Source organism: Streptomyces sp. WAC03905, assembly GCF_057371075.1.
Genome location: NZ_JBXYDZ010000003.1, coordinates 5,183,874 through 5,205,592 on the forward strand (window position 1 = coordinate 5,183,874; position 21,719 = coordinate 5,205,592).

The window sequence follows — 21,719 nt, forward strand, 5'->3', positions numbered from 1 at the left end:
GGCGTGCGGAGCGGAGCTCGGCCCGGGCGCCGCCGACGGCGCCGGGGGCGTGGAGCAGCCCGCGGCTCCCGCGCACAGGCCCAGGGCGAGCGCACCCCCGGCAGCGATCCGTCCCCACCGAGCCCGCCCTGCCCGTCGTACCTCTCGCACCGGTCGCCGCACCCCTCCCCGCACCTCGTTCCCTGCACCTTGCGCCCCGCACCCTGCACCCTGCGCCCCGCACCCCGCACCCCGCACCCCGCACCCGCTCCACGGTCCTCCGTCGAGCCTACGACGCCCCCGACCGGGTACGGGTGGGCCACTCGCCGCGGATTGGCTCGCCCGCACCGGCCCGCGCGAGCCCTACCGTGCCCCCATGGACCGCACGCTCGCCGCCGACCTCGCCCGGCTCCCCGACCTGCTCGACGCCACCCGCCGCGCCGCCGCCGAAGCGCTCGCCACCCTCGGCGAGCGCGCGGTCGTACCGGACGTGCCGAAGCCGGCCGGACCCGAACCGCTCCCGGAGGAGGGCCGCGGCGCTGAGGCCGCCCTCGCGGCGTTCCGCGCCCACTGGGAGCCGCGGCTCTCCGCCTCCGCCGGCCCCCGCTACTTCGGCTTCGTCACCGGCGGCGCGACCCCCGCGGCGCTCGCCGGGGACTGGCTCACCGCCGCCCACGACCAGAACTCCAACTCCTCCATGGACGGCGCCGGCCAGGACCTCGAACGCGAGACCGTGGGCTGGCTGCGCGAGCTGTTCGGCCTCTCCGGCGCCCACACCGGCACCTTCGTCAGCGGCGCCACCATGTCCAACACCACCGGCCTCGCCATCGCCCGCGAATGGCTCGGCGAACGCCTCGGCGTGTCCCCGGCCGACGACGGCGCCGGAGCCCTCGGTCCGGTCCGCGTCCTGTCCGGAGCACCGCACTCCTCCATCGCCAAGGCCCTCTCCGTCCTCGGCCTCGGCCGGACTTCCCTCGTACGCGTCCCGACCCTGCCCGGCCGCGAGGCCGTGGACCCCGCCGCCCTGGACCGGGCGCTCGCCGACACCCCCGGACCGGCGGTGGTCGTCGCCAACGCGGGCACCGTCAACACCGTCGACTTCGACGACCTCCCCGCCATCGACGCCCTCCGCCCGCGCCACGACTTCTGGCTGCACACCGACGCCGCCTTCGGCGCGTTCGCCGCGCTCTCCCCGGACCACGCGCACCTCGCCGCGGGCCTCGACGCCTCCGACTCCCTCTGCGTCGACCTGCACAAGTGGCTCAACGTCCCCTACGACAGCGCCGTCCAGTTCACCCGCCGCCGCGACCTGCAGGCCAGGGTGTTCCAGAACTCCGCCGCCTACCTCGGCCCCCTCGGCGAACACCCCGACCTGGTCCACCTCACCCCCGAGAACTCCCACCGACTGCGCGCCCTCGCCGCCTGGTTCACGCTGCGCGCCTACGGCCGCCGGGGGCACCGGGAGATCGTCGAACGCAACATCGCCGGAGCCCGGTCCCTCGGCGCCGCCCTGGCGGAGGACCCCGCCTTCACCCTCCTCGCCCCCGTCCGCCTCAACGTCGTCTGCTTCACCCTCGCCGACGGCCCCGATCCGGCCCGTCTGACCGCCCTGCGCGAGGCGGTGGTCGCCGAGGTCTTCGTCACCCCCACCGTCTACGGGGGAACCAGCGGGCTGCGTGCCGCGTTCTCCAACTGGCGTACGACGCAGGCAGACGTCGACCGGGCCGCCCGGGCCCTGCGCACGGCAGCGAGGGAGATCGCATGACGAGCAGTCCCCTGACCCTCCTGGAGGTCGAGGCCCTGGCGCGCGAGGCGCACGAGGGCCAGACCGACAAGTCCGGCAGGCCGTACGCCGAGCACCTGGCGGCCGTCGCCGAGGGCGTGCGCGTGCGCGGCGGAACCCCCGAACAGCAGGCGGCGGCCTGGCTGCACGACGCGATCGAGGACGAGGCGCTGAGCCTCACGTGGCTGGATTCCGCCGCCCTCCCGCAGTCCGTGAAGGAGATGGTCCTCGCCGTCACCAAGCGCCCCGGCGAACCGCTGGAGGCGTACGCGGCCCGCATCCTCGCCACTCCGGGGGCCCTGCTGGTCAAGGAGGCCGACCTCGCGCACAACGCGGACCCCGCCCGCCTCGCCGAACTGGACGCCCCCACCCGCGACCGGCTGACCGCTAAGTACGCTTATGTCCGTTCCCTCCTGGGGCTCACCGCCTCCTGAGCCGCCTCGCCCACGGCGGTTGACGAAAACGGAACCATGGCCTTTCGTCACGGGGCGTATGACCGTGGCCGGTTGGTGGGAGGATGGTCCATGTGGGGGCATTCTCGGCCGTGCGCCCCCGGCCGACCAGGGGACGACCGAAGGTGTGATCAGTAGTGGCCATTTCGCTGTCAGTGGTGGTTCTGTTGGCGGTCATCCTGGTGGTGCTGATCCGCGGCAACCACATCAAGACGGGCCCCGCCATCGTTGCGGCCCTCTTCGGCTTCTTCCTGGCGTCCAGCTCCATCGCGGACGACGTGAACCGTTTCCTCAACTCCCTGGCCACGATGATCGCGAACATCAAGCTCTAGGGGGTGTCCGGCCGCCGGGTGGGCGCGCGCATCCGGCCAGGGCGCTCGAGCTCCGCTCCTCGGTCCGGGGTCGCGCCCCGGACCGGACACCCAGGAAGCCCCCCGGGCCCGCGGAGCCGTTCCGCACCCGGGAACGCATCAGGGCCAGGTCGAGGAAACATCCTCCGACCTGGCCCTGAGCCATGAAGAGCGGGCGACGGGAATCGAACCCGCGTAGCTAGTTTGGAAGATCGCGTACGCCCCCGCCGCCCGACCAGCCAAACCCCTGACCTGCACCCGAGCCGAGCGCCCACCGCGGTTGACCGTGAGTCCCCGCCACTCGCCGCCCGATCGGGCACGCGAAGGGCACGGCGACGAACTCGGACGTCAGAGGAACATCTCCGGCACCGGACACGTCTCCAGTGCCTCGTCCAGCCGGTCGGCCCAGTGCCACCAGACATGCCGAGCGGGGCACTTCCACAGCGACCGGCAGACCCGTTCGCCGTCGTCCTCCCGGCGACAGAGCATCACTCCGCCGAACGACGAACTGCAGCCCTGCGCAGGCGGGCACGGGCCGAGGGAGATGTCAGACCGTCCTGAGACCATGCGGCAGTGAACATGACATGGGTCGACTTCTGGGCGCTTATAGCCACCCTGAACGGCGAGGCTAACCAGGCAAGCTGCCAACGCCTCGCCAAGGAGCTGGGACAACGCCCCGTCCACGACATCATCGGCTTCGCCGAACGTCATGCGGAGGCTCTTTATCGCTTGGACCAGGAGAAGTTCGGCAGTCTTCCGGTCGCCGACCTGAGTGACCGCGACGGGCACCCCTTCCCTCAGTCGGCCGACCAGTTCCTGTACACCCGCTGCGCGGTCGTCGCGGCAGGACAAGCCGTGTGGGAAGACGTCTTCTTCGATGTTGACCGGTTCGCCCCGTATACCTCCACGAAGTACGACGGTGAGTGGCTCCTCTACGTACCCGACCAGGCGTACGAACTGGCCACTGGTGAGGAGTGGGACCGTGCTACGCGGTATTGCTTCGAGACCTTCTCCAACCGGGACGGCTGGCCGCATCTGCGGAGCTGATGTGCGTCAGCGCTTGACCGGGATCTCGTAGACGACCTCGCACAGGGCGGCTGGGATGACGATGTCCGCAGTCTCCACGGGCTGTCCCTGGTCGCTGTAGTACGTCCGGCGGATGTGGGTGACCAGAGCTGCCTTCTGGATCCCGAGGAGCGACGCCTCCTCGGCGGTTGCGTGCCGCGGCTCCGGTTGCTCCACGGCATGGCTGACGGTGATCCCGATCGCGGCCATCCGGTTCACCACACCGACGCCGGCATGCGGCCCACCTTCCGGCAGAACCACGAGCGTCCCCGCGGTGAGTTCGTACGGCTCCCAACTCGTGGACAACTGCACCGGCCGTCCATTGGCGAGGAACTCGTAGACCGTGCGCACGCACAGCTCTCCCTCGGCGATCCCGAGCCGTGCCGCGATCTCAGCCGGGGCCGGCACCTTCGCTTCGGTCCGACTCTCCCAGTTGCCCTGCTTCCCCAGGGCCTGCATGTCCGCCCTGAAGGGAGAACCGCCGGGCTGCTCACGAGCCGAGGACCGAACGACCCGTACACGCCGACGAGGCTCGGCAACGTACGTGCCAGACCCCGCGCGTCCCTCAAGTACGCCCTGGGAGATCAGTAGCTCCTGAGCCCGACGGACCACGTTCTCGCCGACGCCACATTCCTCGGCGATTTGGGAGCGAGAGGGGAGCCGATCTCCGGTCGTCCACACGTGCTCGGCGATCCGCTGCCGCAGGACATCGGCGATCCGGAGATAAGGCGGCTGCTCAGACATGTGGAAAATCTAGTCCACTAGCTCTAATCTAGTTAACTAGCTTCACTCAACGTAATCGAACGGCGACGGAGGCCTTGTGCCCGCATCGGAATCAAGGGCCAAGGACCTTGCCGCCCGGTTGTCGGCCCTCGGGCTGGCCACGCGCGTGGAGCCGCACACCACGTACACGTCGATCGAAGCGGAGGTACCGGAAGCGCTGCCCGCCGAATCGTGGCGGGAGGTCCTGGAAGTCGTGGCGGAGGCCGACCGATTCGGGCTCCTCGCCAGCAGCTTGACCGGCCGCACCCTTTGGGCCGCCGTACACAAAGCGGTCCCCGCGACGGGCGACGTCCGGGGACCTGGCCGTCAGCGATAGGAGCTGATCAGCGTGCACAACCGTATGGGCCCCACCGCCGCCCGCACCAGTGGGAGCCACCACCGCACACCCCCGCCCGCTACGCCCGCGAGTGCCACCTACCGGTCGAGTTCGTGCGCAATCGGCACGCATCCCGACTGCGCCCAGTCGTCCCCGGCGACCGCCCCTGTTGGGGTCCCGGTGATCTACGAGGCCTGCGACTGCTTCTGCCATGCCTCGGACGCTGCGCCGACCCCGCAGCAGGTGAACCAGTGACGGGCTGGGCTCCCAGCGGCGCACTCGCCGCCAACATCGAGATCACATCGCTCAACGTGCGGCGCGGCGACGTCATCCAGATTGGCGGCCAGCCCTGCCGCGTGAGGGATCTCGTCCAGCTTCCCGCCGGCGCCAAGCGGCTGTTCTTCGAGTCGGGCGAGGTCTTGACGATGCACGTCCGAAGCCGGCTCATCGCCCTCCGGCTGATGAGGAAGTGGTGATTCGCCCGTGCCTTCTCGCCGCCACACCATCGCCGAAGACCTCCGCCACCAGATCTCATCCGGCCACTTCAAACCCGGCGAACGCCTCCCCTCGGAGAACCAACTCGCGACCCACTACAAGGTCAGCACGTCCACCCTACGAAGCGCCCTTGCGCTCCTTCAGGGCGAAGGCCTGGTCGAGAAGATCCACGGCAACGGCAACTTCGTCCGCCGTCCCCGCTGCCGGATCACGTACACCGGTGGGGCAGCTGCGCCAGCCCCATGGAGCGCGTTCTCCGCACCCTTACGAATGACTGCCCACACCACGAACATCGAGGCGCCCAGCCACCTGACCACCCTGCTGAACGTGCCACCCCGCAGCAGCCTGACCGAAGTCCTCTTCACCACCCACGAGGGGAAGACACCTCACGGCCTGGCCCACATCTACGTCCCCCACGAACTAGCGCCGGCCACTCCACCCCTGCCCGAGCAGATAGCGGTGCGCCTGGCGGACCTTCGTCCACCACTCTCGGAAGTCCAGGAGCGTGTCAGCGCCCGCCTCCCGACCCAGGAAGAGGCAACGACACTCCGAATCAGCCCCACTCTGGCGGTCCTCTCGCTCACCCGCGTGTCCACCGATACCGCCGGCCGCGTGGTCGAGGCAGCGCTTCTGGTCCTCCCCGGCGACAGAGCAGACGCACTCTTCACCACCCGCTTCGTGATCGAGGAGAGGAGCCCGAAGGCATGACCGAGAGCAACGAACTGCGCCTTCTCCCGTGGTCTGGCCCAGACGACAAGCCCTGCTACCTGCTTCCGACACACCCGCCGGTTACCTGTCACGCCTCGCCGACAACACCGAAGAGATCCAACTCGGCTTGGCTTCCGAGCTACTGGCCCACGCCGAGGAAGTGCTCGCCGATGCAGATTCGGATCCGGAAGAACTCCGCCTCCTGGCAACAGACCTGACCGGAGCCCTCCGGAACGCAGTCCGAGTAGCAACCAGCCGCGGCCACCGCCTCCCGGGCCCTTCCCACCCCGCCCACGAAGGACCGTCGGCGCACCCCAGCTAGCAGCAATCTCATACGTGACAACGGAGCGGCCCCAGACTCAGTCAGGGGCCGCTGTGTCGCACACGGCTCCGGAGGCCCCGTGCGCACGTCCGACAGCAGGTCAACCTGCTACATGAGCGCCTTCCTGCCACTGTCGTCCGCGCATAGGCCGCAGCGTGCAACAGGCAAGCACGGCCGTCTCTCGTCGGCCTCGGGCAGCACGCCGTAGCTCTCAAAGCGATCACTGGGAGGTGCCTGCGCTGTCGAGACATCGTGAGGACGCACACCTACCGGGAGCAATCCGCCTAGCGACAGCCCCGAGGAGTTGAACCGCAGCCGACGGAGGGCGGCCTGTACTGCAAACCTGTTCGCGACGGTCTCCGTCGGCTCTGCAGCCCCGCCGGACCGCGAGCCTGTCATGCGCGGTCTTCGTAGTGGTGCGAGTACGGTGAGCGGGTGGAGATCATGGAATGAGCGAGTCTGCGGTACGCTAGGGTGGGCAGGTGAATCGTGAGCTTCCTGTCATTAGTCTATTCTCCGGGGCTGGTGGCCTCGACTGTGCTGTTGAGAGCTGTGCCGAACCACCGCTCGTACAGGATGGCTCCGGATCGCCCCTGCGTGTCGCCGTAGCAACGGACTATGAGCAGACGGCCCTAGACACGCTAGCGGCAAACTTCCCCCACACCAAGACTGTCTGTGGCGACATCCAGAAGATCTCCACACAAGAGCTTCTGGAAGCTGGCGGGCTCACGGTAGAGGAGCCGGCGCTGGTTATCGGCGGCCCTCCCTGCACGCCGTTCAGCAAGTCAGGTTTCTGGATCGAAGAAAAGCGCAATAGTGCAGATCCGAATGCCTCACTTCTTGATGAATATGTTCGCGTAGTTCGTGAAAGTCGGCCAGAAGCCTTCATTCTCGAGAATGTGCAGGGCCTGACATACAAGACGCATCAGGCGCAGTTCGATCGTTTGATTTCCAGTTTGAGGGATGCTGGATATAATCCCACGTTCCAAGTGCTCCTCGCAGCCGAATATGGGGTTCCACAGCTCCGCAGGCGTGTATTTGTGGTGGGGCGCCGAGACGGGGAGAGGTTCAAATTTCCGGAGACGACGCACTCTGGTGAATCTGAAAGAGACCGCGTAATCGATCACAGTAAAATCCCCTTCACTAGCCTGCGCCAGGCATTTCAGGGACTCGCCGACACTCCCGACGCGGGGGAGATTGTGGAAGGAACTTACGCCGAGCTTGCTGCTGAGGTTCCCCCAGGGCAAAACTATCTGTGGCACACCGATCGTTACGGTGGCCGCAACGAGTTCAAGTGGCGCAGCAGGTATTGGACGTTCCTTCTCAAGTCGGATCCGGACCGCCCCTCCACCACACTGCAAGCTCAGCCAGGCCCCTGGGTTGGTCCGTTCCACTGGGAAACTGTCACCAATGAGCGCGGAGAGAAGCGGGCTCGCAGGTTCCGGGTATCCGAAATGAAGCGGATCATGACTTTCCCTGATGGATTTACCTTCACGGGAAACAAGCGTGAAGTTCAGCGTCAAATTGGTAATGCAGTCCCAGTCGAACTGGGCAAGGTGGTTGTTCGTTCCCTGATGGAGCAACTCGGGCACCTGGAACCTGTTAGCGGCAATTCAGACGCCAAGGCGAGCCACGAACAGCTCGAACTTATGTAGGTCGAAAACCTGGGGGGGTAATGGGTCTGAAAATCAAAAAAGGTGACGCTGAGCAGGTCCTTCGGGATGCTTATAGCGCAGCCGTATCGAATGATGTCGACGCGTCTGACGAGTGGAGCCTTCTTGCGAGATCTTTGCGCGAGGTAGACGCCCCGCGGACTTATACCGCTGCGCTCGTAACGGCACTTCTCGCTCGCGCCTGTGATGCGAACGTGGATCCGAAATCCATTAAAGAAAAGTACAACGCGAGAGCCTTCTCGTTGCGTCAACTCTGTCACGGAGTGGTCGTCCCGATTTCGGTTGAACTCGGCTTTGACCTCGGCGCTACAGGCCGAGAGCCACTGAATAATCAGCCATTCTTCCGTTATGACCACTATGATGAGATTGAGAGAGTAGCGGCAAAGTCGATTCCCTACTTGAATCGGGTTCGGGATTCGCTTGCGGTAATTGATCGCGAAGGCTGGACCGAAGATGAGTCATTTCTGGCGCTCGTTTCGGTTTTGGTTGTATGTATTTCGGTCGCAAATAAGAAGAGGCGACTTCCTGTCGGCGGGGCAATTGCGGAAGCTAGCCTGATCGCCGAAACTCAAGATTTCGTGTCCACCGGAATTGACCTCCCCCGTAAGCTGCAAGCATGTGTGGCGGCTGGATTGGACATGGTCTTTGATGAGGTTGTGTCTAGGAGGGTGAACGACCCGTCCCGAGACATGCCTGGCGATGTCCAGGTGCTATCCAATGGTTCCCCTCTGCTTACGGTAGAGGTGCGCGGCAAGAAGGTAAGACGGGACGAACTTGAGCAGTTCGTGCGCAGCGCGACAGAGCATGGTTTTCCTCGAATTGCGCTCATGGTTGACCATCCTTCCCATTCGTCGCTGATCTCCTCGGGAGTGTTGACGTCGGAACTCGAGCAGAAATACGGCTGCATTGTTAAGGTGAATGAAAGTGTCGCGAGCTTTTTGCGTGACATCTTCGTTTGGTCGAATCGTGACGTGCACTCTATTCTGGCCGATTTCCCCGACGCGATGTATCGCAGAATGGTAGAAATCGAGGTTCGGGAGCCGGAGCTAGATCGATGGGCTGCCCTCTTCCCAGAAGTTTGATCACTGCATTGCCCATGCTGCGGCGAGTGCAGAAGGGTGAGGATTGAGTGTCCACTTCATCAGTTCGAGATCTGATTCCCTGCACGGAATTTCTAATCCCGTAAAGGCCAGGCCTCGCTGAAGCATCACATACTGCCCGCGTTCGGTTGGGGTGTGGTCCTGCACGACCGTACGCGCCCTAGTGGGGAAAGCAGATGGGGCACTTCAGCGAGGCCTGCGAAAGCCGCAGAGAGGCAGAGCCGCGACTGAGGAGGTGCGTCGGGCGCCGCTCTCGCTTCCGCTAGTTATGATCCTACGGGACTCTTCCATCTGGCCCGTAGGTCGATCAGGTCCTCGAATTGTCTGTCGGGTCCAAGCGAGCTTGCAGCAGCACTATGCCTCGCACCCGCTGTCATCCCGTCTGCCGTCGACCCACACGTAGTGATAGCAGGGCATGCTTCTGGGGCCCAGGTGGAGCGCCCTGCTGGACGAACGACCTGGGCCCCAGAAGCATGCCCTGCTATGGCTTGCCTGGGTCGGCGGCAGACGGGATGACAGCTCCCCACCCCACTACGAACCGGCCCGCACCCGGGCGACCGCCCCGGTCATCCCGGAGCCTGAGCGCCCCCGCCGGAGGCAAGGCTCTGACCGCTGGCTGGCCCGCTCGGCGGGGGCGAAGCGCAGCGTCCCCGGGCACCGACACCTTCCGCAGGCGTGGCAGGTAGGGGCGCAGTCCCAAGAGGCGCCGGGCGTGTGGCTAGCCCCGAATCCGGGCGAGGTCAGGGGAATGGTGCAGCTGGGGGACCATCGCCAGGCGTACCGCGGGCTTCCCACCATCAGACCCGCGCTAATTCTGGCGCGCGGCCGGCGGCTGGGCTGGAGCGGGGCGGAGACAGGAGCGCAGGCCCGGGCGACGGGCGCGCTCGCCGCGCTGTGCGCGGCGGGTGCCTTGATGAAGTAGGGAAACTCTTATCGCACGGGCTCGGCGCGGAACTCGTCCAAGAGGTCGAAGAACATGTCCACGGCTGATGCACCTGCGGCTTGGGTCACTCGCTCGATCTCGGCTGCCCAGCTCAGCGCGCTTGGGTACTGCATGCCGAGTCGCGGCCACAGCCATTCGCTGAACGGGCCAAGGTGATTGAAGATCTTCATGCTTGGTGCGCCGTGGATCTCGGTGGCGACGCTGTACCCGTAGAGGATGGATTGGAGGTCCTGGAGCGGGCTCGGCTGACGCAAGTACATGCCCGGTCGTAGGCGGATCTCGTCCAGGAAGTCATAGACGTTGCTTAGTTCGCTGAGGGGCCTGGGCTGCCGCCTCTTCGCGTCTGGGCTTGTCATGCCGAAGTGCCCATCAGATGGCGGCCGTCGTGGCTGCGGACGTGGGGGCCAGCCTTGTCCAGGGCGTCCAGGAGGCGGATCGCGTAGACCTCGGACATTTGGGCTGCTACCTCGTCCGGGGTGAGCCAGGCGACCGCGGTGGATTCCTCCGACGTGCGCTCGGTCCCGCCGGTCGGCTGGCAGCGGAAGACCAGGGCGACGATGCCGCGGGTGGTGTTCTTGTAGACCCCGGTGAGTTCCTGGACCTGGACCTCGATGCCGGTTTCCTCCAGGACCTCGCGGCGGACGCCGGCCTCTGGGGATTCGGTGAGTTCGAGGACTCCGCCGGGGGAGCTCCCAAGTTCCGTTGTCCGCTCGGCGGATCGCCAGGAGCCGGCCGTCCTCGCGGAGCACTGCCCCGGCTACGGACACGGAGTGCAGTGGCGTTGACTTGGCCTGCGGGGAACCCGTACTCATGTACAGGAGCATAGGAGGAAGAGAAGGACTATGGGAACCGCAGTAGGAGGTGGCCGAGGGGCTGTGCCGCGCTACGTGCAGATCGCTGACGACCTCGTTCAGCAGATCCGGGCCGGCGCGTTGAAGGCCGGCGACATGGTGCCGAGTGAGTCCGAGTTGGTGGAGCGCTACGGCGTCGCCGGCGGGACTGTCCGCAAGGCAATGCTGGAGGTCCGCGCGAGTGGGCTGGTTGAGACGCGGCACGGCAAGGGCTCGTTCGTGAAGGCACGGCCGCCCGTACGGCACCGGTCCTCCGACCGCTTCCGGCGTACACACCGGCAGGAGGGCAAGGCGGCGTACCTTGCCGAGTCGGCCCAGTCCGGGGCTGAGGCATCGGTGAGCATGCTCTTCCGCGGGCCCATGGAGGCGCCGGAAGAGATCGCTCAGCGGCTCGGGGTGACTGTGGGGACTCAGGTGCTCGCCCGGCGGCGGTTGTACTTCCGCGACGGGACGCCGGTCGAGACTGCTACCTCGTACCTGCCGTGGGATGTCGCGAAGGACATCCCCGAGCTGTTCGCCGACAACCCGGGGCCCGGCGGCATCTATGCCCGGCTGGAGGATCACGGGCATGTCTTCGCCGAGTTCGTGGAGACGCTCCAGGCCCGGCCGGCCGCCAAGGCTGAAGCCACCGAGCTGTCGCTGAGCCCCGGCTCCCCGGTCGTACACCTGCTGCGGAACGCGGTCACGGAGGAGGGGCGCGTGGTTGAGGTCTGCGACACCCTCATGGCTGCTGACCAGTTCGTCTTCGAGTACCGGATCCCTGCACGCGACTGACGCTCACTCAACTCCTCGCAGCCCGCCCCGAGTTTTCACTCGCGGCGGGTTGACTCATGTATAGGAGTGGTGCACTCTTCTTCATGTCACTCCTGTAGAGGAGTGAAGGAGTTCGACCCCTTTAGAGGAGTGATCTGCTGTGCGCCAGATTCCCGTCGACACCTCCGGCGCGACCGTGATGGTCGCCCAGCCCCCGCAGCTGAAGATGCGGGACAAGAAGACCGGACAGATCGCCCTGGACGGCGACACCGGCGACAACCTCATGACCGTGGACGTGCTGTTCGTGATGAACGGCAACGCCGAGGTCATCCCGGTGACGGTGGCCGAGCCGGGCATCTCCGGTGAGCTGGCCATGGGTACCCCGGTCGCGCTGACCGGTCTGGTCGCCCGCCCGTGGGAGAACGAGTTCAACGGCCAGAAGCGCCACGGGATCAGCTTCCGTGCCGTGGCGGTGACCTCGCTGGTCAAGGCGGGCTGAGCATGGACGCCTTATGGGTCACGCTGCCGGTGGTCCTGATCGCCGCGCTGCTGCTGCGCCGGCTGCGGCCCACCTGGTACTGGCTGACCTTCGGGGTCACCTTCGCGGCGGTCCGCGTCCTGGTCCGCTACCGCTCGGTGATGGACGCCTGCGGGCTCACCGTTCCGCCGTCCCGCTGGCGGCTGGCCCTCGCCCGGGTCGCCAACCGACCTGTTCCTGAAGCCCGGTCGCCCCGCATCCTGTGGCTTCGTCCCACCGCGACCGGCCTGGTGCTCAGGCTGAAACTCCGGCCCGGTCAGGACGCCTTCGACTTCTCCGCGTCGTCCGACCGCTTGCGCCACTCCTTCTCACTCCACAACGTCGTCTCGCGAGAGATCCGCTCCGGCGTGGTCGAGCTGAGGATGACGGGCTACGACGTGCTCAGGCGGGTGCGCATGCCAGCGGTCATACCCGGTGAGGGGCTCCGGGTGCCGGTGGCTCTGCGGGAGGACGGGGAGATCCACTACCGGGACTACCGGCACGTCCCTCATGCCCTGAACGTCGGCGCGACTCAGTCGGGGAAGTCCGTCTATCAGCGGACTCTGGTCGCGGGGCTGGCGGTGCAGAACGTCGCCCTCGTCGGCATCGACTGCAAGAACGGTGTGGAGCTCGCGCCGCTGGCATCGCGGTTCACTGCCCTGGCGGACAACCCGGATGCCGCGGCTGATCTGTTGGCTGCTCTCGTCGCCTACATGGGGCGTGTCTATGAGCTCATTCGTGCCGAGCAGCGGATCAGCGTAGGCCTGCCGGATGCGGAGGTCACCGCAGACATCTGGGACCTGCCCGCGCACCTGCGGCCCGTTCCGGTCGTGCTCCTGGTCGATGAGGTCGCGGAGCTGGCACTCGCCGCGAGCAAGGCCGAGGAGGCTCGGCGGGATCAGATCGTCACCCACCTCGTACGGCTCTCCCAGCTTGGCCGGGCCGCCGGCATCTACCTGGAGATCTGCGGGCAGCGCTTCGGCTCCGAGCTCGGCAAGGGCATCACCATGCTCCGGGCCCAGCTCACCGGCCGCACCGCTCACCGCGTCAACGATGAGACCTCGGCGAACATGGCCTTCGGGGACATCTCCCCGGACGCCGTCCTCGCCGCCGTCCAGATCGACAAGGACCGCCCCGGCACGGCCGTGGCCGGTGACTCCTCCGGCGGCTGGTCCCGCATCCGTGCCCCGCACACCACGCTCCGACAGGCCGTGGACACCTGCAACGCCCACGCGCACCGCACCCCGAGCATCCCGGAGCTGGAGCCCTTCCGCCCTGCGGTCCCGGTCCGCGTCCTCATTGGCAAAGTCCAGCCGAAGCCCACTGCGGCAACTGCCTTCTAAGCACTTGGCCCCACTCGGTCGGCGCGGCCTCACGCGCCAAGTCCCTACCCCACCCATGCCTGAAAGGAGGTGAAACCCATGCCCCGCCTGGTTCGCCCGGACGCCGTCCTCGTCCAAGCTGTCATCGCCGGAGCACTCTCCTTCGCCCACCTGCACGACCTCGCCGAAGCCGCCGGACAGCACGGCTGGAAAGCCTGGGCCTACCCGGTCAGTGTGGACTTGCTCCTCGTCGCCGCCTGGCACCGCCTACGCAGCCTGCGGGACGCCGGACAGCCCGCGTGCTCGGCCTGGTCCTGGTTCGCCGTCGCCCTCGCGGCCTCCCTCGGCGCGAACGTCGCCACCGCCGGCCTCCTCGACCTGCGCGACGTCCCGGACTGGCTCCGGATCCTCGTCGCCGGCTGGCCCGCGCTCGCCTTCCTCGGCGGCACGCTCCTGGTCCATCGGCCTACGCCGCCCAGCGAGCAGGATTCGGAGCCTGAACCGGAGCTCCCGCCCGTGGTCGAGCGGGAGAGAGAACCCGGCGTACGGGCCGCCTCGGTCCCCGCTCTGCCGGCCCCGGAGCCTGCGGCTGCGGTCACCGTTCCGCCCGCACTTGTCGCCCACGCCCAGAAGATCGCCGCCGACCATCGCGCACGCACCGGCTCGGCCATCGACACCGAGACCCTGCGTGCCCGGCTCGGCGTCCCGTCCCCGATGGCAGATGCCATCGCCGCCCAGCTCGGCTGAGGAGCTCCGATGCCCGCACGGATCAACTTCCGCTCGCTCATGAAGATCGGCCCCGTCCAGATCGGCACCTACCGCGACCGGCGCGGCCGCACGAAGGACACCGCCGTCTGCACCAACGACGGCTGTGGCTGGTCCTCCGACTACAGCTCGTCGACCGCCGCCCAGCTCGCCGCCCGCTCCCACCGCTGCCGCGTCAGCTGACACCGGAAGGACCGCTCGTGGACGTCCCGCTCTGGCTCGCCCTCATCGTCGTCGGCGTACTCGGCTACAAGCTCATCCGCCCGCCGCTGTGGCTCGTCGCCGTGATCCTCCTCGGCGGCTTCCTGCTCGCGGACAGCTTCCTCGCACCCGCCATCGACACCGCGATCAACAAGTAGCCCGCCCCGGAAGGAGACCCACATGATCAGGCCCAAGATCCCGGTCAACCCGCTCCCGACCGGCCTCGTCGCCCCGCTCGTCCACCCGACCACCACGGTCGAGCCCCACCACCGGACGGCCCCGGTCTGCGGCTGCCCGCAGACACTTGCGCCCGACCAGCGGGCCTCTCGCATGCAGCTGCCCGCCGTCCGCCTCACTCCGGCCGGTTTTGCAGCCGTCGTTGCCGGTGGTACGGGCCTGGTCCTCGTCGTCGGCGCGGTTCTCGTCTCGATGCTCCTGGCCGTCGCCATCACCGGCGCCTCGGTCGCCGTCTGCGCCGTCGTCCTGCGCTCGCTACTCAACGGCCGGCACCACCACTGACCGGCCCCGGGACGGCCTCAACCGCCAAGTCTCCGCCGTCCCGGCGCCGTGCTCCTGCCCGAACCAGATGATCCGGAAGGAAGCACCATCATGTCCCAGCACCACCCCGCCCCGGCAACGGGCGGTGACCCCTTGCCGACCGATGTCGATCTCACCAACCCCCTGACCGCTCAGGTGGCCGTGTTCGCGATGCTTGCCGGGCTCGCCGAACTCCACCCAACTCTTCCTGGCGGATACATCACCACCAGCCAGTGCACGCCCGCTGAGGCAAACGTCCTCCTCGACAGCCCGGCCGACCTGGAGGCCTGGCGGCAGGCCACGCACACGGACGTCCTCGACGTACAGCTCACTGAGGCCTCCGGCGGGAGGAAACTCCTCTTCGCCGCGTCCGTGGGTCGCATCGGTCTGCGGGTCTTCACGGTGTTCGGTCCTGTCTCCTCGGCGGTGACGGCGTGAACGACTCCGCGACCCTCGCGGACCTGGATCCCGGCCTCCTCGGCGACATGCTGAAGGTGGCCGGGGCTGCCGGTTACGCCCGCTGGGAGGACCAGATCCGCCGCACCGGAGGCTGCTCCGACCCGATCCACATCACCGGATGGAGCGTCGTCAAGGACACGACCTCGGGGGAGGTCCTGCACCGCTACTCCACCGAGAACGAACCCGGTGCCCGGCTCCGCATCGCATGCGGCAACCGCCGCGCCTCCCGCTGCCCCGCCTGCGCCTGGACCTACTCCGGCGACACCTACCACCTGATCCGGGCCGGGCTCGCCGGGGACGACCGCCGGAACATCCCCGCCGCGGTCCGCGAGCACCCCCGCGTCTTCGCCACCCTCACCGCGCCGTCCTTCGGCCCGGTCCACAACCGCCCCGCCGGCCGCCCGTGCCGCTGCGGCAAGCACCACCAGGAAGACGCGCCCGAACTCGGCACCGCCCTCGACCCGGCCACCTACGACTACGCCGCCGCCGTCCTTTTCAACAACCACGCCGGACAGCTCTGGCAGCGCTTCACCACTCGCCTGCGCCGGGAGATCGCTGCCGCGGCCGGACTGACCCAACGCGAACTGAAGGAGGTCGCGCGGATCTCCTACGGCAAGGTCGCCGAGTTCCAGAAGCGCGGCGCCGTCCACTTCCATGCCGTGATCCGCCTCGATGGACCCGGCGGTCCCGACACCCCGCCGCCGGCATGGGCCACCACCGGGTTACTCGACCGCTCCATCCAGGCGGCCGTCGCCCACACGTACACCTCCATCACAGTCCCGGCCGCCGCCGACCAGCCCGCCCGTACCTTCCGCTGGGGTACACAGCTCGACGTGCGCCCCATCAAGGCCTTCGGCGATGGCTCCGACGTCACCGAACAGGCCGTCGCCTCCTACGTCGCCAAGTACGCGACCAAGGCCGCCGAGAACACCGGCACGCTCGACCGCCGCATCGGCAACCGTGAGGCCCTGGTCCTCCTAGACGTCCCGGAGCACGCCGCTCGCCTGATTGCGGCTTGCCTCGACCTCGACCCGCTCTACCCGGACCGCCGCCTCGCTGCGTGGTCTCACATGCTCGGCTTCCGCGGGCACTTCTCGACCAAATCCCGCCAGTACTCCACCACCCTCGGGGCGTTGCGACAGACACGGGCCGACTACCGAGCGGCGCAGGAGCGGGAAGCCCGGGGCCTGGGAGACGTGGAGCCGGACACCGTGCTCGTCCTCGCCTCCTGGCAATACGCCGGCCACGGACACAGCCCAGGGGAGTCCGTCCTCGCCGCCACCATCGCCCGCGGCATTCAGCTCAACCGCCAGACCGCCCGAGAAGCCCTGCAAGGAGGGCAGCATGACTGAGCGCTACCTCAGCGTCGTCCAAGTCGCCGAACTGCTCGGCACCACCGTCCGGTTTCCGCGGCGGCTCGTCGAGGAGCGGCGGATCACTTACGTGAAGGTCGGTCGGCACGTGCGGATCCCCGAGAGTGCCGTGCGCGCATACATCGCCGCCCACACCGTCGAGCCGCGTCGGCGCCGTCTGGGGGTGGCTGCCTGATGGCTGGAAAGCGTCGTCAGTTCGGGCGGGTGCGGAAGCTTCCCTCAGGTCGCTATCAGGCGCGGTACCTCGGGCCGGACGGACAGGTTCGACCGGCACCCGAGACCTTTCGAACCAAGAGAGACGCGGACGATTGGCTCGCTGACCAGCAGACCGAGATGCGGCGCGGCGACTGGCACGACCCGGACGCCGGGAAGGTCGCCTTCGGTCCGTATGCCTCCTCCTGGATCAAGGAGCGGGAGCTCACCAGCACCACGCGACAGCTCTACGGCTCGCTGCTGAAGCATCACCTGGAGCCGGCCTTCGGGGCCGTCAACGTGGGGGAGATCTCGGCACCGCTCGTTCGGCGCTGGCGTGCCGACAAGCTCGCCGCCGGCACCGGGCCCACCACCGTTGCCAAGGCATACGCGCTGCTGAGGGCGATCCTCGGGACGGCCCTCTCGGACCAGTTGATCAGGCGGAACCCGTGCCAGATCAAGGGCGCCAGCACCGTGCACACCCCGGAGCGGCCGACCGCCACCGTCGAGGAGGTCTACGCCCTGGCCGCGGCCGTCCAGCCCCGATACCGCGCGCTGATCCTGATGGCCGGGTTCCTCGGGCTGCGCTGGGGCGAGCTGATCGGGCTGCACCGCCGGGACGTCGACCTGGAGCACGGGACCGTCCGCGTCCGCCGGTCCGTCGCGGAGCTGGGTAACGGACAGCGGGAGATCAAGGCACCGAAGAGCGCGGCCGGCAAGAGGACCGTCTCCATCCCGGGCGTGATCGTCCAGGAGATCCGCGAGCACCTGGAGACGTACGCCGAACCGGGGGTCGACGGGCGTGTCTTCGTCGGTGCCAAGGGGGCGACTCCGCGCCGGAACCACTTCAACCTGCTGTGGCACAAGGCCTGCCGGAAGGCGGGGATCAAGGGGCTGCACTTCCATGATCTCCGGCACACGGGGAACACCCTGGCCGCCTCGACCGGAGCCAGCACCCGCGAGCTGATGGCGAGGATGGGCCACAGCACCGCCCGCGCCGCGCTGATCTACCAGCACGCCAGTGCCGACCGGGACCGGCTGATCGCCGACGCGCTGAGCAAGCTCGTCCAGGGCACGCGAAAGGGCACGGGGGAGGGGAAGGGGCACGCAGGGGGCACGCCGACCTGATCGCAGACCCGGGAACGACCAAGGGCCAGGCGGAGGAGATTCCTCTGACCTGGCCCTTCGTGCTTCAGAGCGGGCGACGGGAATCGAACCCGCGTAGCTAGTTTGGAAGACTAGGGCTCTACCATTGAGCTACGCCCGCATTGCGCGCGCCGCAGGTCCGGGGACCTCGGCACGGACAGCATCCTAGCGGGTCGTTCCCGCCGAGCGCACACCCCATTGCGTGCCCGCGCCGCCGTCCGTCCGAAACGGCTCCGGAAACACCGCGCATCAGAGGGTCTCCGGGCATGTACCCTACGTGTCGCACCGACGGGGTGTGGCGCAGCTTGGTAGCGCGTCCGCTTTGGGAGCGGAAGGTCGTCGGTTCGAATCCGGCCACCCCGACCACTGGCGGCCCACCGCAAGATCGCGTTGTGGGCTGATTGCCGCTTGCGGCTACTATGCAAGCTGCGTGCCCGTGTGTCTGATGTACCGGGCCGAAGTCCGCCGGGCCGCTGATTCCAGCGAGACGGCAGATCCCCCAGCAGTCAGCCACAAGGAGACCGAACCGTGAAGAGCGCCGTTGAGACCCTGAACCCGACGCGGGTTCGGCTCACTGTTGAGGTGCCCTTCGAGGAGCTCAAGGACAGCCTCGACGCGGCGTACAAGAAGATCAACCAGCAGGTCACGGTGAAGGGCTTCCGCAAGGGCAAGATCCCGGCCCGCGTCATCGACCAGCGCTTCGGCCGCGGTGCGGTGCTGGAGGAGGCCGTCAACGACGCCCTCCCGAAGTTCTACACCGAGGCCGTCAACGAGGCCGACCTGAACCCGCTGGGCCAGCCCGAGGTCGACATCACCGAGCTGAAGGACGGCGAGCTGCTGGCCTTCACCGCCGAGGTCGACGTGCGTCCCGAGATCGAGATCCCGGACTACTCCGGCATCGAGGTCGAGGTCGACGCCATCGAGGTCTCCGACGAGGACGTCGAGAAGTCGGTCGAGCAGCTGCGCAACCGCTTCGCGTCCACCAAGGACGTCGAGCGCGCCGCCGCCGAGGGTGACGTCGTCACCATCGACCTGGAGGCCAAGGTCGACGGCGAGGTGCTGCCCGACGGCGTCGCCTCCGACGTCTCCTACACCATCGGCTCGGGCGAGCTGCTCGAGGGCATCGACGAGGCCGTCACCGGTCTCGAGGCCGGCGGCGAGGCCACCTTCACCTCGCAGCTGAAGGGCGGCTCCGCCGAGGGCAAGGACGCCGAGGTCTCCGTCAAGGTCACCAAGGTCTCCGCCAAGGAGCTCCCGGAGCTGGACGACGAGTTCGCCCAGATGGCCAGCGAGTTCGACACCCTTGAGGACCTCAAGGCGGACAGCCGCACGCGCCTCGAGAACATGAAGCAGTACGACCAGGCCACGCAGGCCCAGGAGCGCGTCCTGGAGAAGCTGCTGGAGCTCGTCGAGGTGCCGATCCCCGAGAAGCTGCTCGAGGACGAGGTCAACACCCGCAAGCACAACCTGGAGCACCACCAGCTCGGCCAGATGGGCCTGGACCTGGCGAAGTACCTGGAGTTCCAGGGCAAGACGGTCGAGGAGTTCGACGCCGAGACCAAGGAGCAGGCGATCAAGGGCATCAAGACCCAGTTCGTCCTGGACGCCCTGGTCAACAAGGAGAAGCTGGGCGTCAACCAGGAGGAGCTCACCGAGCACCTCATGCGCCGTGCCCAGTCCTCCGGCATGTCCCCCGACCAGTTCGCCCAGGCGGTCGTCGAGGGCGGCCAGGTGCCGATGCTGGTCGGCGAGGTCGCGCGCGGCAAGGCCCTGGCGGTCGTCGTCGAGGCCGCCAAGGTCGTCGACACCAACGGTGAGGTCGTCGACCTCTCCGACGACGAGGACGAGGTCGAGACGGCCGCCGAGACCGTCGAGGCCGCCGTCGAGGGCGACGACGAGGTCAAGGCCGACGAGGCCAAGTAACACCTCGGGCGGGGCCGGGTGACGAACCCGGCCCGGAGCCCGTCGAGCAGTGCTCAGAAGGGCCCGTGCGCAGCCGCGTACGGGCCCTTGCGCATGGCCGCCGGGCCGGTCCCCGCAAGGCCCCCGGAGCTTGCGCTCCGAGCGAACAGTTGGGGAAGCGGGATGGCGTTGTCCGACCTGCGCGTTAGGGTCCATGAATACGAGGGCACGTGAATACCCGGGCGTCGGCGGACCCGTCCGCTCCGGCCGGACCGCGCCCCAGAACGAGACGCTGAGACGGCACATGGCCGTCGGAGACGAGCAGGTGGATACGTGACGAATCTGAAGCCTTACGCCGCGGGTGAGCCGTCCATCGGTGGCGGCCTCGGCGACCATGTCTACAACCGGCTGCTCGGCGAGCGCATCATCTTCCTCGGCCAGCAGGTCGACGACGACATCGCGAACAAGATCACGGCGCAGCTCCTGCTCCTGGCCGCCGAGCCGGAGAAGGACATCTACCTCTACATCAACAGCCCCGGTGGCTCGGTGACGGCCGGCATGGCCGTCTACGACACCATGCAGTACATCCCCAACGACGTCGTGACCATCGGTATGGGCATGGCGGCCTCGATGGGGCAGTTCCTGCTCACCGGTGGCGCCAAGGGCAAGCGCTTCGCCCTGCCGAACACCGACATCCTGATGCACCAGGGCTCCGCCGGTATCGGTGGCACCGCGTCGGACATCAAGATCCAGGCCCAGTACCTGCTGCGCACCAAGCAGCGGATGGCCGAGATCACCGCGTTCCACTCGGGCCAGACCGTCGAGGCGATCATCCGCGACGGTGACCGCGACCGCTGGTTCACCTCCGAGGAGGCCAAGGACTACGGCCTCATCGACGAGATCATCTCGGCCGCGTCCAACGTTCCGGGCGGCGGCGGCACCGGGGCCTGATCCCGGTAACCACCGTCATTACCCAGCAGCCGACAGCCCGCAGAACGCCACCAGGATGGTGAACACCCAGATGCAGAACAACTTCTCCGCGAGCGGCCTCTACTCCGGCCCGCAGGTGGACAACCGCTACGTCATCCCGCGCTTCGTCGAGCGCACCTCGCAGGGCGTGCGCGAGTACGACCCGTACGCGAAGCTCTTCGAGGAGCGCGTGATCTTCCTCGGCGTGCAGATCGACGACGCCTCGGCCAACGACGTCATGGCGCAGCTGCTGTGCCTGGAGTCGATGGACCCGGACCGCGACATCTCGATCTACATCAACAGCCCCGGCGGCTCCTTCACCGCGCTGACGGCGATCTACGACACGATGCAGTTCGTGAAGCCGGACATCCAGACGGTCTGCATGGGCCAGGCGGCCTCCGCCGCCGCGGTCCTGCTCGCCGCCGGTACGCCCGGCAAGCGCATGGCCCTGCCGAACGCCCGCGTGCTGATCCACCAGCCCTCCGGCGGTACCGGCCGTGAGCAGCTCTCCGACCTGGAGATCGCGGCCAACGAGATCCTGCGCATGCGCGACCAGCTGGAGACCATGCTGGCCAAGCACTCGACCACGCCGATCGAGAAGATCCGCGAGGACATCGAGCGCGACAAGATCCTCACGGCCGAGGACGCCCTCGCGTACGGGCTGGTCGACCAGATCATCTCCACCCGCAAGAGCAACAAGCTCTGATCCCTGCCGCCAGTCGGCGCGGGCGCACCACCGGATTCGGCGGTGTGAACCACGTCA

Annotated in this window: 26 protein-coding genes, 2 tRNA genes and 2 pseudogenes; 25 read left to right on the top strand and 5 right to left on the bottom strand. The window is 67.7% G+C overall.

The genetic code is table 11. The annotated features are described in order from the left end of the window. Window positions 1-355: 355 nt before the first annotated feature. The 3 genes from AC2RP6_RS25870 to AC2RP6_RS25880 all read left to right on the top strand — a co-directional run bounded on the left by AC2RP6_RS25870 (window position 356) and on the right by AC2RP6_RS25880 (window position 2,546). Window positions 356-1,744: a pyridoxal phosphate-dependent decarboxylase family protein gene (locus AC2RP6_RS25870; RefSeq protein WP_486448365.1), complete on the top strand. Its 1,389-nt coding sequence runs from the start codon at window positions 356-358 to the stop codon at window positions 1,742-1,744. Next, window positions 1,741-2,196 (top strand): HD domain-containing protein, encoded by a 456-nt coding sequence (locus AC2RP6_RS25875; RefSeq protein ID WP_486448366.1) that lies wholly within the window; start codon window positions 1,741-1,743, stop codon window positions 2,194-2,196. The genes AC2RP6_RS25870 and AC2RP6_RS25875 overlap by 4 nt, the downstream gene beginning before the upstream one ends. A gap of 155 nt (window positions 2,197-2,351) precedes the next feature. Continuing rightward, on the top strand, window positions 2,352-2,546 hold the full coding sequence (locus AC2RP6_RS25880; RefSeq protein ID WP_030008564.1) for a membrane protein: 195 nt from the start codon (window positions 2,352-2,354) through the stop codon (window positions 2,544-2,546). 366 nt (window positions 2,547-2,912) lie between these two features. Here AC2RP6_RS25880 and AC2RP6_RS25885 read toward each other — a convergent pair whose 3' ends face one another. Further along, complete coding sequence (locus tag AC2RP6_RS25885) at window positions 2,913-3,053, bottom strand: hypothetical protein (protein WP_486448367.1); 141 nt, start codon at window positions 3,051-3,053, stop codon at window positions 2,913-2,915. A 90-nt stretch (window positions 3,054-3,143) separates the two neighbouring features. Here AC2RP6_RS25885 and AC2RP6_RS25890 point away from each other — a divergent pair, with 90 nt between their 5' ends. Next, complete coding sequence (locus AC2RP6_RS25890; protein ID WP_486450449.1) at window positions 3,144-3,611, top strand: DUF4240 domain-containing protein; 468 nt, start codon at window positions 3,144-3,146, stop codon at window positions 3,609-3,611. 6 nt (window positions 3,612-3,617) lie between these two features. Here the strand turns inward: AC2RP6_RS25890 and AC2RP6_RS25895 are convergent, their stop codons facing one another. Continuing rightward, complete coding sequence (locus AC2RP6_RS25895) at window positions 3,618-4,373, bottom strand: GntR family transcriptional regulator (RefSeq protein ID WP_486448368.1); 756 nt, start codon at window positions 4,371-4,373, stop codon at window positions 3,618-3,620. Between the two features lie 76 nt (window positions 4,374-4,449). Here AC2RP6_RS25895 and AC2RP6_RS25900 point away from each other — a divergent pair, with 76 nt between their 5' ends. The 6 genes and pseudogenes from AC2RP6_RS25900 (at window position 4,450) to AC2RP6_RS25925 (ending at window position 9,008) form a co-directional block, all read left to right on the top strand. Continuing rightward, window positions 4,450-4,728, top strand: a complete 279-nt coding sequence (locus tag AC2RP6_RS25900; RefSeq protein WP_486448369.1) for a hypothetical protein — start codon at window positions 4,450-4,452, stop codon at window positions 4,726-4,728. A 251-nt stretch (window positions 4,729-4,979) separates the two neighbouring features. Further along, on the top strand, window positions 4,980-5,204 hold the full coding sequence (locus AC2RP6_RS25905; RefSeq protein ID WP_486448370.1) for a hypothetical protein: 225 nt from the start codon (window positions 4,980-4,982) through the stop codon (window positions 5,202-5,204). 7 nt (window positions 5,205-5,211) lie between these two features. Then, window positions 5,212-5,931 (top strand): GntR family transcriptional regulator, encoded by a 720-nt coding sequence (locus tag AC2RP6_RS25910; protein WP_486448371.1) that lies wholly within the window; start codon window positions 5,212-5,214, stop codon window positions 5,929-5,931. Then, window positions 5,928-6,253, top strand: a pseudogene (locus tag AC2RP6_RS25915) (hypothetical protein). Before AC2RP6_RS25910 ends, AC2RP6_RS25915 begins: the two are co-directional and overlap by 4 nt. A gap of 482 nt (window positions 6,254-6,735) precedes the next feature. After that, on the top strand, window positions 6,736-7,908 hold the full coding sequence (locus tag AC2RP6_RS25920; protein ID WP_486448372.1) for a DNA cytosine methyltransferase: 1,173 nt from the start codon (window positions 6,736-6,738) through the stop codon (window positions 7,906-7,908). A 20-nt stretch (window positions 7,909-7,928) separates the two neighbouring features. Continuing rightward, complete coding sequence (locus AC2RP6_RS25925; RefSeq protein WP_486448373.1) at window positions 7,929-9,008, top strand: restriction endonuclease, SacI family; 1,080 nt, start codon at window positions 7,929-7,931, stop codon at window positions 9,006-9,008. 948 nt (window positions 9,009-9,956) lie between these two features. On the opposite strand, the gene AC2RP6_RS25930 is transcribed toward AC2RP6_RS25925, so the two are convergent. After that, window positions 9,957-10,139 carry a hypothetical protein gene (locus tag AC2RP6_RS25930; protein WP_486448374.1) on the bottom strand — a complete coding sequence of 61 codons (183 nt, stop codon included), beginning with the start codon at window positions 10,137-10,139 and terminating at the stop codon, window positions 9,957-9,959. 182 nt (window positions 10,140-10,321) lie between these two features. After that, window positions 10,322-10,793, bottom strand: a pseudogene (locus AC2RP6_RS25935) (NUDIX hydrolase). A gap of 18 nt (window positions 10,794-10,811) precedes the next feature. On the opposite strand from AC2RP6_RS25935, the gene AC2RP6_RS25940 reads away from it, so the two are divergent. The 11 genes from AC2RP6_RS25940 (at window position 10,812) to AC2RP6_RS25990 (ending at window position 18,067) form a co-directional block, all read left to right on the top strand. Beyond that, window positions 10,812-11,594 (top strand): GntR family transcriptional regulator, encoded by a 783-nt coding sequence (locus AC2RP6_RS25940; protein ID WP_486448375.1) that lies wholly within the window; start codon window positions 10,812-10,814, stop codon window positions 11,592-11,594. Window positions 11,595-11,733: 139 nt separating this feature from the next. Continuing rightward, window positions 11,734-12,072: an SCO3933 family regulatory protein gene (locus AC2RP6_RS25945; RefSeq protein WP_030650012.1), complete on the top strand. Its 339-nt coding sequence runs from the start codon at window positions 11,734-11,736 to the stop codon at window positions 12,070-12,072. A gap of 2 nt (window positions 12,073-12,074) precedes the next feature. Next, on the top strand, window positions 12,075-13,433 hold the full coding sequence (locus tag AC2RP6_RS25950) for an FtsK/SpoIIIE domain-containing protein (protein ID WP_486448376.1): 1,359 nt from the start codon (window positions 12,075-12,077) through the stop codon (window positions 13,431-13,433). 78 nt (window positions 13,434-13,511) lie between these two features. Then, window positions 13,512-14,159, top strand: a complete 648-nt coding sequence (locus AC2RP6_RS25955) for a DUF2637 domain-containing protein (RefSeq protein ID WP_486448377.1) — start codon at window positions 13,512-13,514, stop codon at window positions 14,157-14,159. A gap of 9 nt (window positions 14,160-14,168) precedes the next feature. Continuing rightward, on the top strand, window positions 14,169-14,360 hold the full coding sequence (locus AC2RP6_RS25960) for a mobile element transfer protein (protein WP_030819196.1): 192 nt from the start codon (window positions 14,169-14,171) through the stop codon (window positions 14,358-14,360). Between the two features lie 17 nt (window positions 14,361-14,377). Further along, window positions 14,378-14,536 carry a hypothetical protein gene (locus tag AC2RP6_RS25965; protein ID WP_107048169.1) on the top strand — a complete coding sequence of 53 codons (159 nt, stop codon included), beginning with the start codon at window positions 14,378-14,380 and terminating at the stop codon, window positions 14,534-14,536. Window positions 14,537-14,558: 22 nt separating this feature from the next. Next, complete coding sequence (locus AC2RP6_RS25970) at window positions 14,559-14,897, top strand: SpdD-like protein (protein WP_486448378.1); 339 nt, start codon at window positions 14,559-14,561, stop codon at window positions 14,895-14,897. A 90-nt stretch (window positions 14,898-14,987) separates the two neighbouring features. Beyond that, the gene (locus AC2RP6_RS25975; protein ID WP_486448379.1) at window positions 14,988-15,353 is read left to right on the top strand and encodes a hypothetical protein; all 366 of its coding nucleotides are present in this window, start codon (window positions 14,988-14,990) and stop codon (window positions 15,351-15,353) included. Between the two features lie 47 nt (window positions 15,354-15,400). Further along, the gene (gene repSA, locus AC2RP6_RS25980; protein ID WP_486450450.1) at window positions 15,401-16,726 is read left to right on the top strand and encodes a replication initiator protein RepSA; all 1,326 of its coding nucleotides are present in this window, start codon (window positions 15,401-15,403) and stop codon (window positions 16,724-16,726) included. Further along, window positions 16,719-16,922 carry an excisionase family DNA-binding protein gene (locus AC2RP6_RS25985; RefSeq protein ID WP_053685436.1) on the top strand — a complete coding sequence of 68 codons (204 nt, stop codon included), beginning with the start codon at window positions 16,719-16,721 and terminating at the stop codon, window positions 16,920-16,922. Before repSA ends, AC2RP6_RS25985 begins: the two co-directional genes overlap by 8 nt. Next, a complete protein-coding gene (locus tag AC2RP6_RS25990; protein ID WP_486448380.1) occupies window positions 16,922-18,067 on the top strand; it encodes a tyrosine-type recombinase/integrase in 1,146 nt (381 codons plus the stop codon). Before AC2RP6_RS25985 ends, AC2RP6_RS25990 begins: the two co-directional genes overlap by 1 nt. 68 nt (window positions 18,068-18,135) lie before the next feature. Here the strand turns inward: AC2RP6_RS25990 and AC2RP6_RS25995 are convergent. After that, window positions 18,136-18,206, bottom strand: a tRNA-Gly gene (locus tag AC2RP6_RS25995). Window positions 18,207-18,374: 168 nt separating this feature from the next. On the opposite strand from AC2RP6_RS25995, the gene AC2RP6_RS26000 reads away from it, so the two are divergent. From AC2RP6_RS26000 to AC2RP6_RS26015, 4 genes are all read left to right on the top strand, one after another. After that, window positions 18,375-18,451, top strand: a tRNA-Pro gene (locus tag AC2RP6_RS26000). Window positions 18,452-18,613: 162 nt separating this feature from the next. Further along, on the top strand, window positions 18,614-20,008 hold the full coding sequence (tig, locus tag AC2RP6_RS26005) for a trigger factor (protein WP_486448381.1): 1,395 nt from the start codon (window positions 18,614-18,616) through the stop codon (window positions 20,006-20,008). A 312-nt stretch (window positions 20,009-20,320) separates the two neighbouring features. After that, window positions 20,321-20,938 (top strand): ATP-dependent Clp protease proteolytic subunit, encoded by a 618-nt coding sequence (locus AC2RP6_RS26010; protein ID WP_030026957.1) that lies wholly within the window; start codon window positions 20,321-20,323, stop codon window positions 20,936-20,938. 55 nt (window positions 20,939-20,993) lie between these two features. Next, a complete protein-coding gene (locus AC2RP6_RS26015; RefSeq protein WP_361607159.1) occupies window positions 20,994-21,662 on the top strand; it encodes an ATP-dependent Clp protease proteolytic subunit in 669 nt (222 codons plus the stop codon). Window positions 21,663-21,719 lie beyond the last annotated feature (57 nt).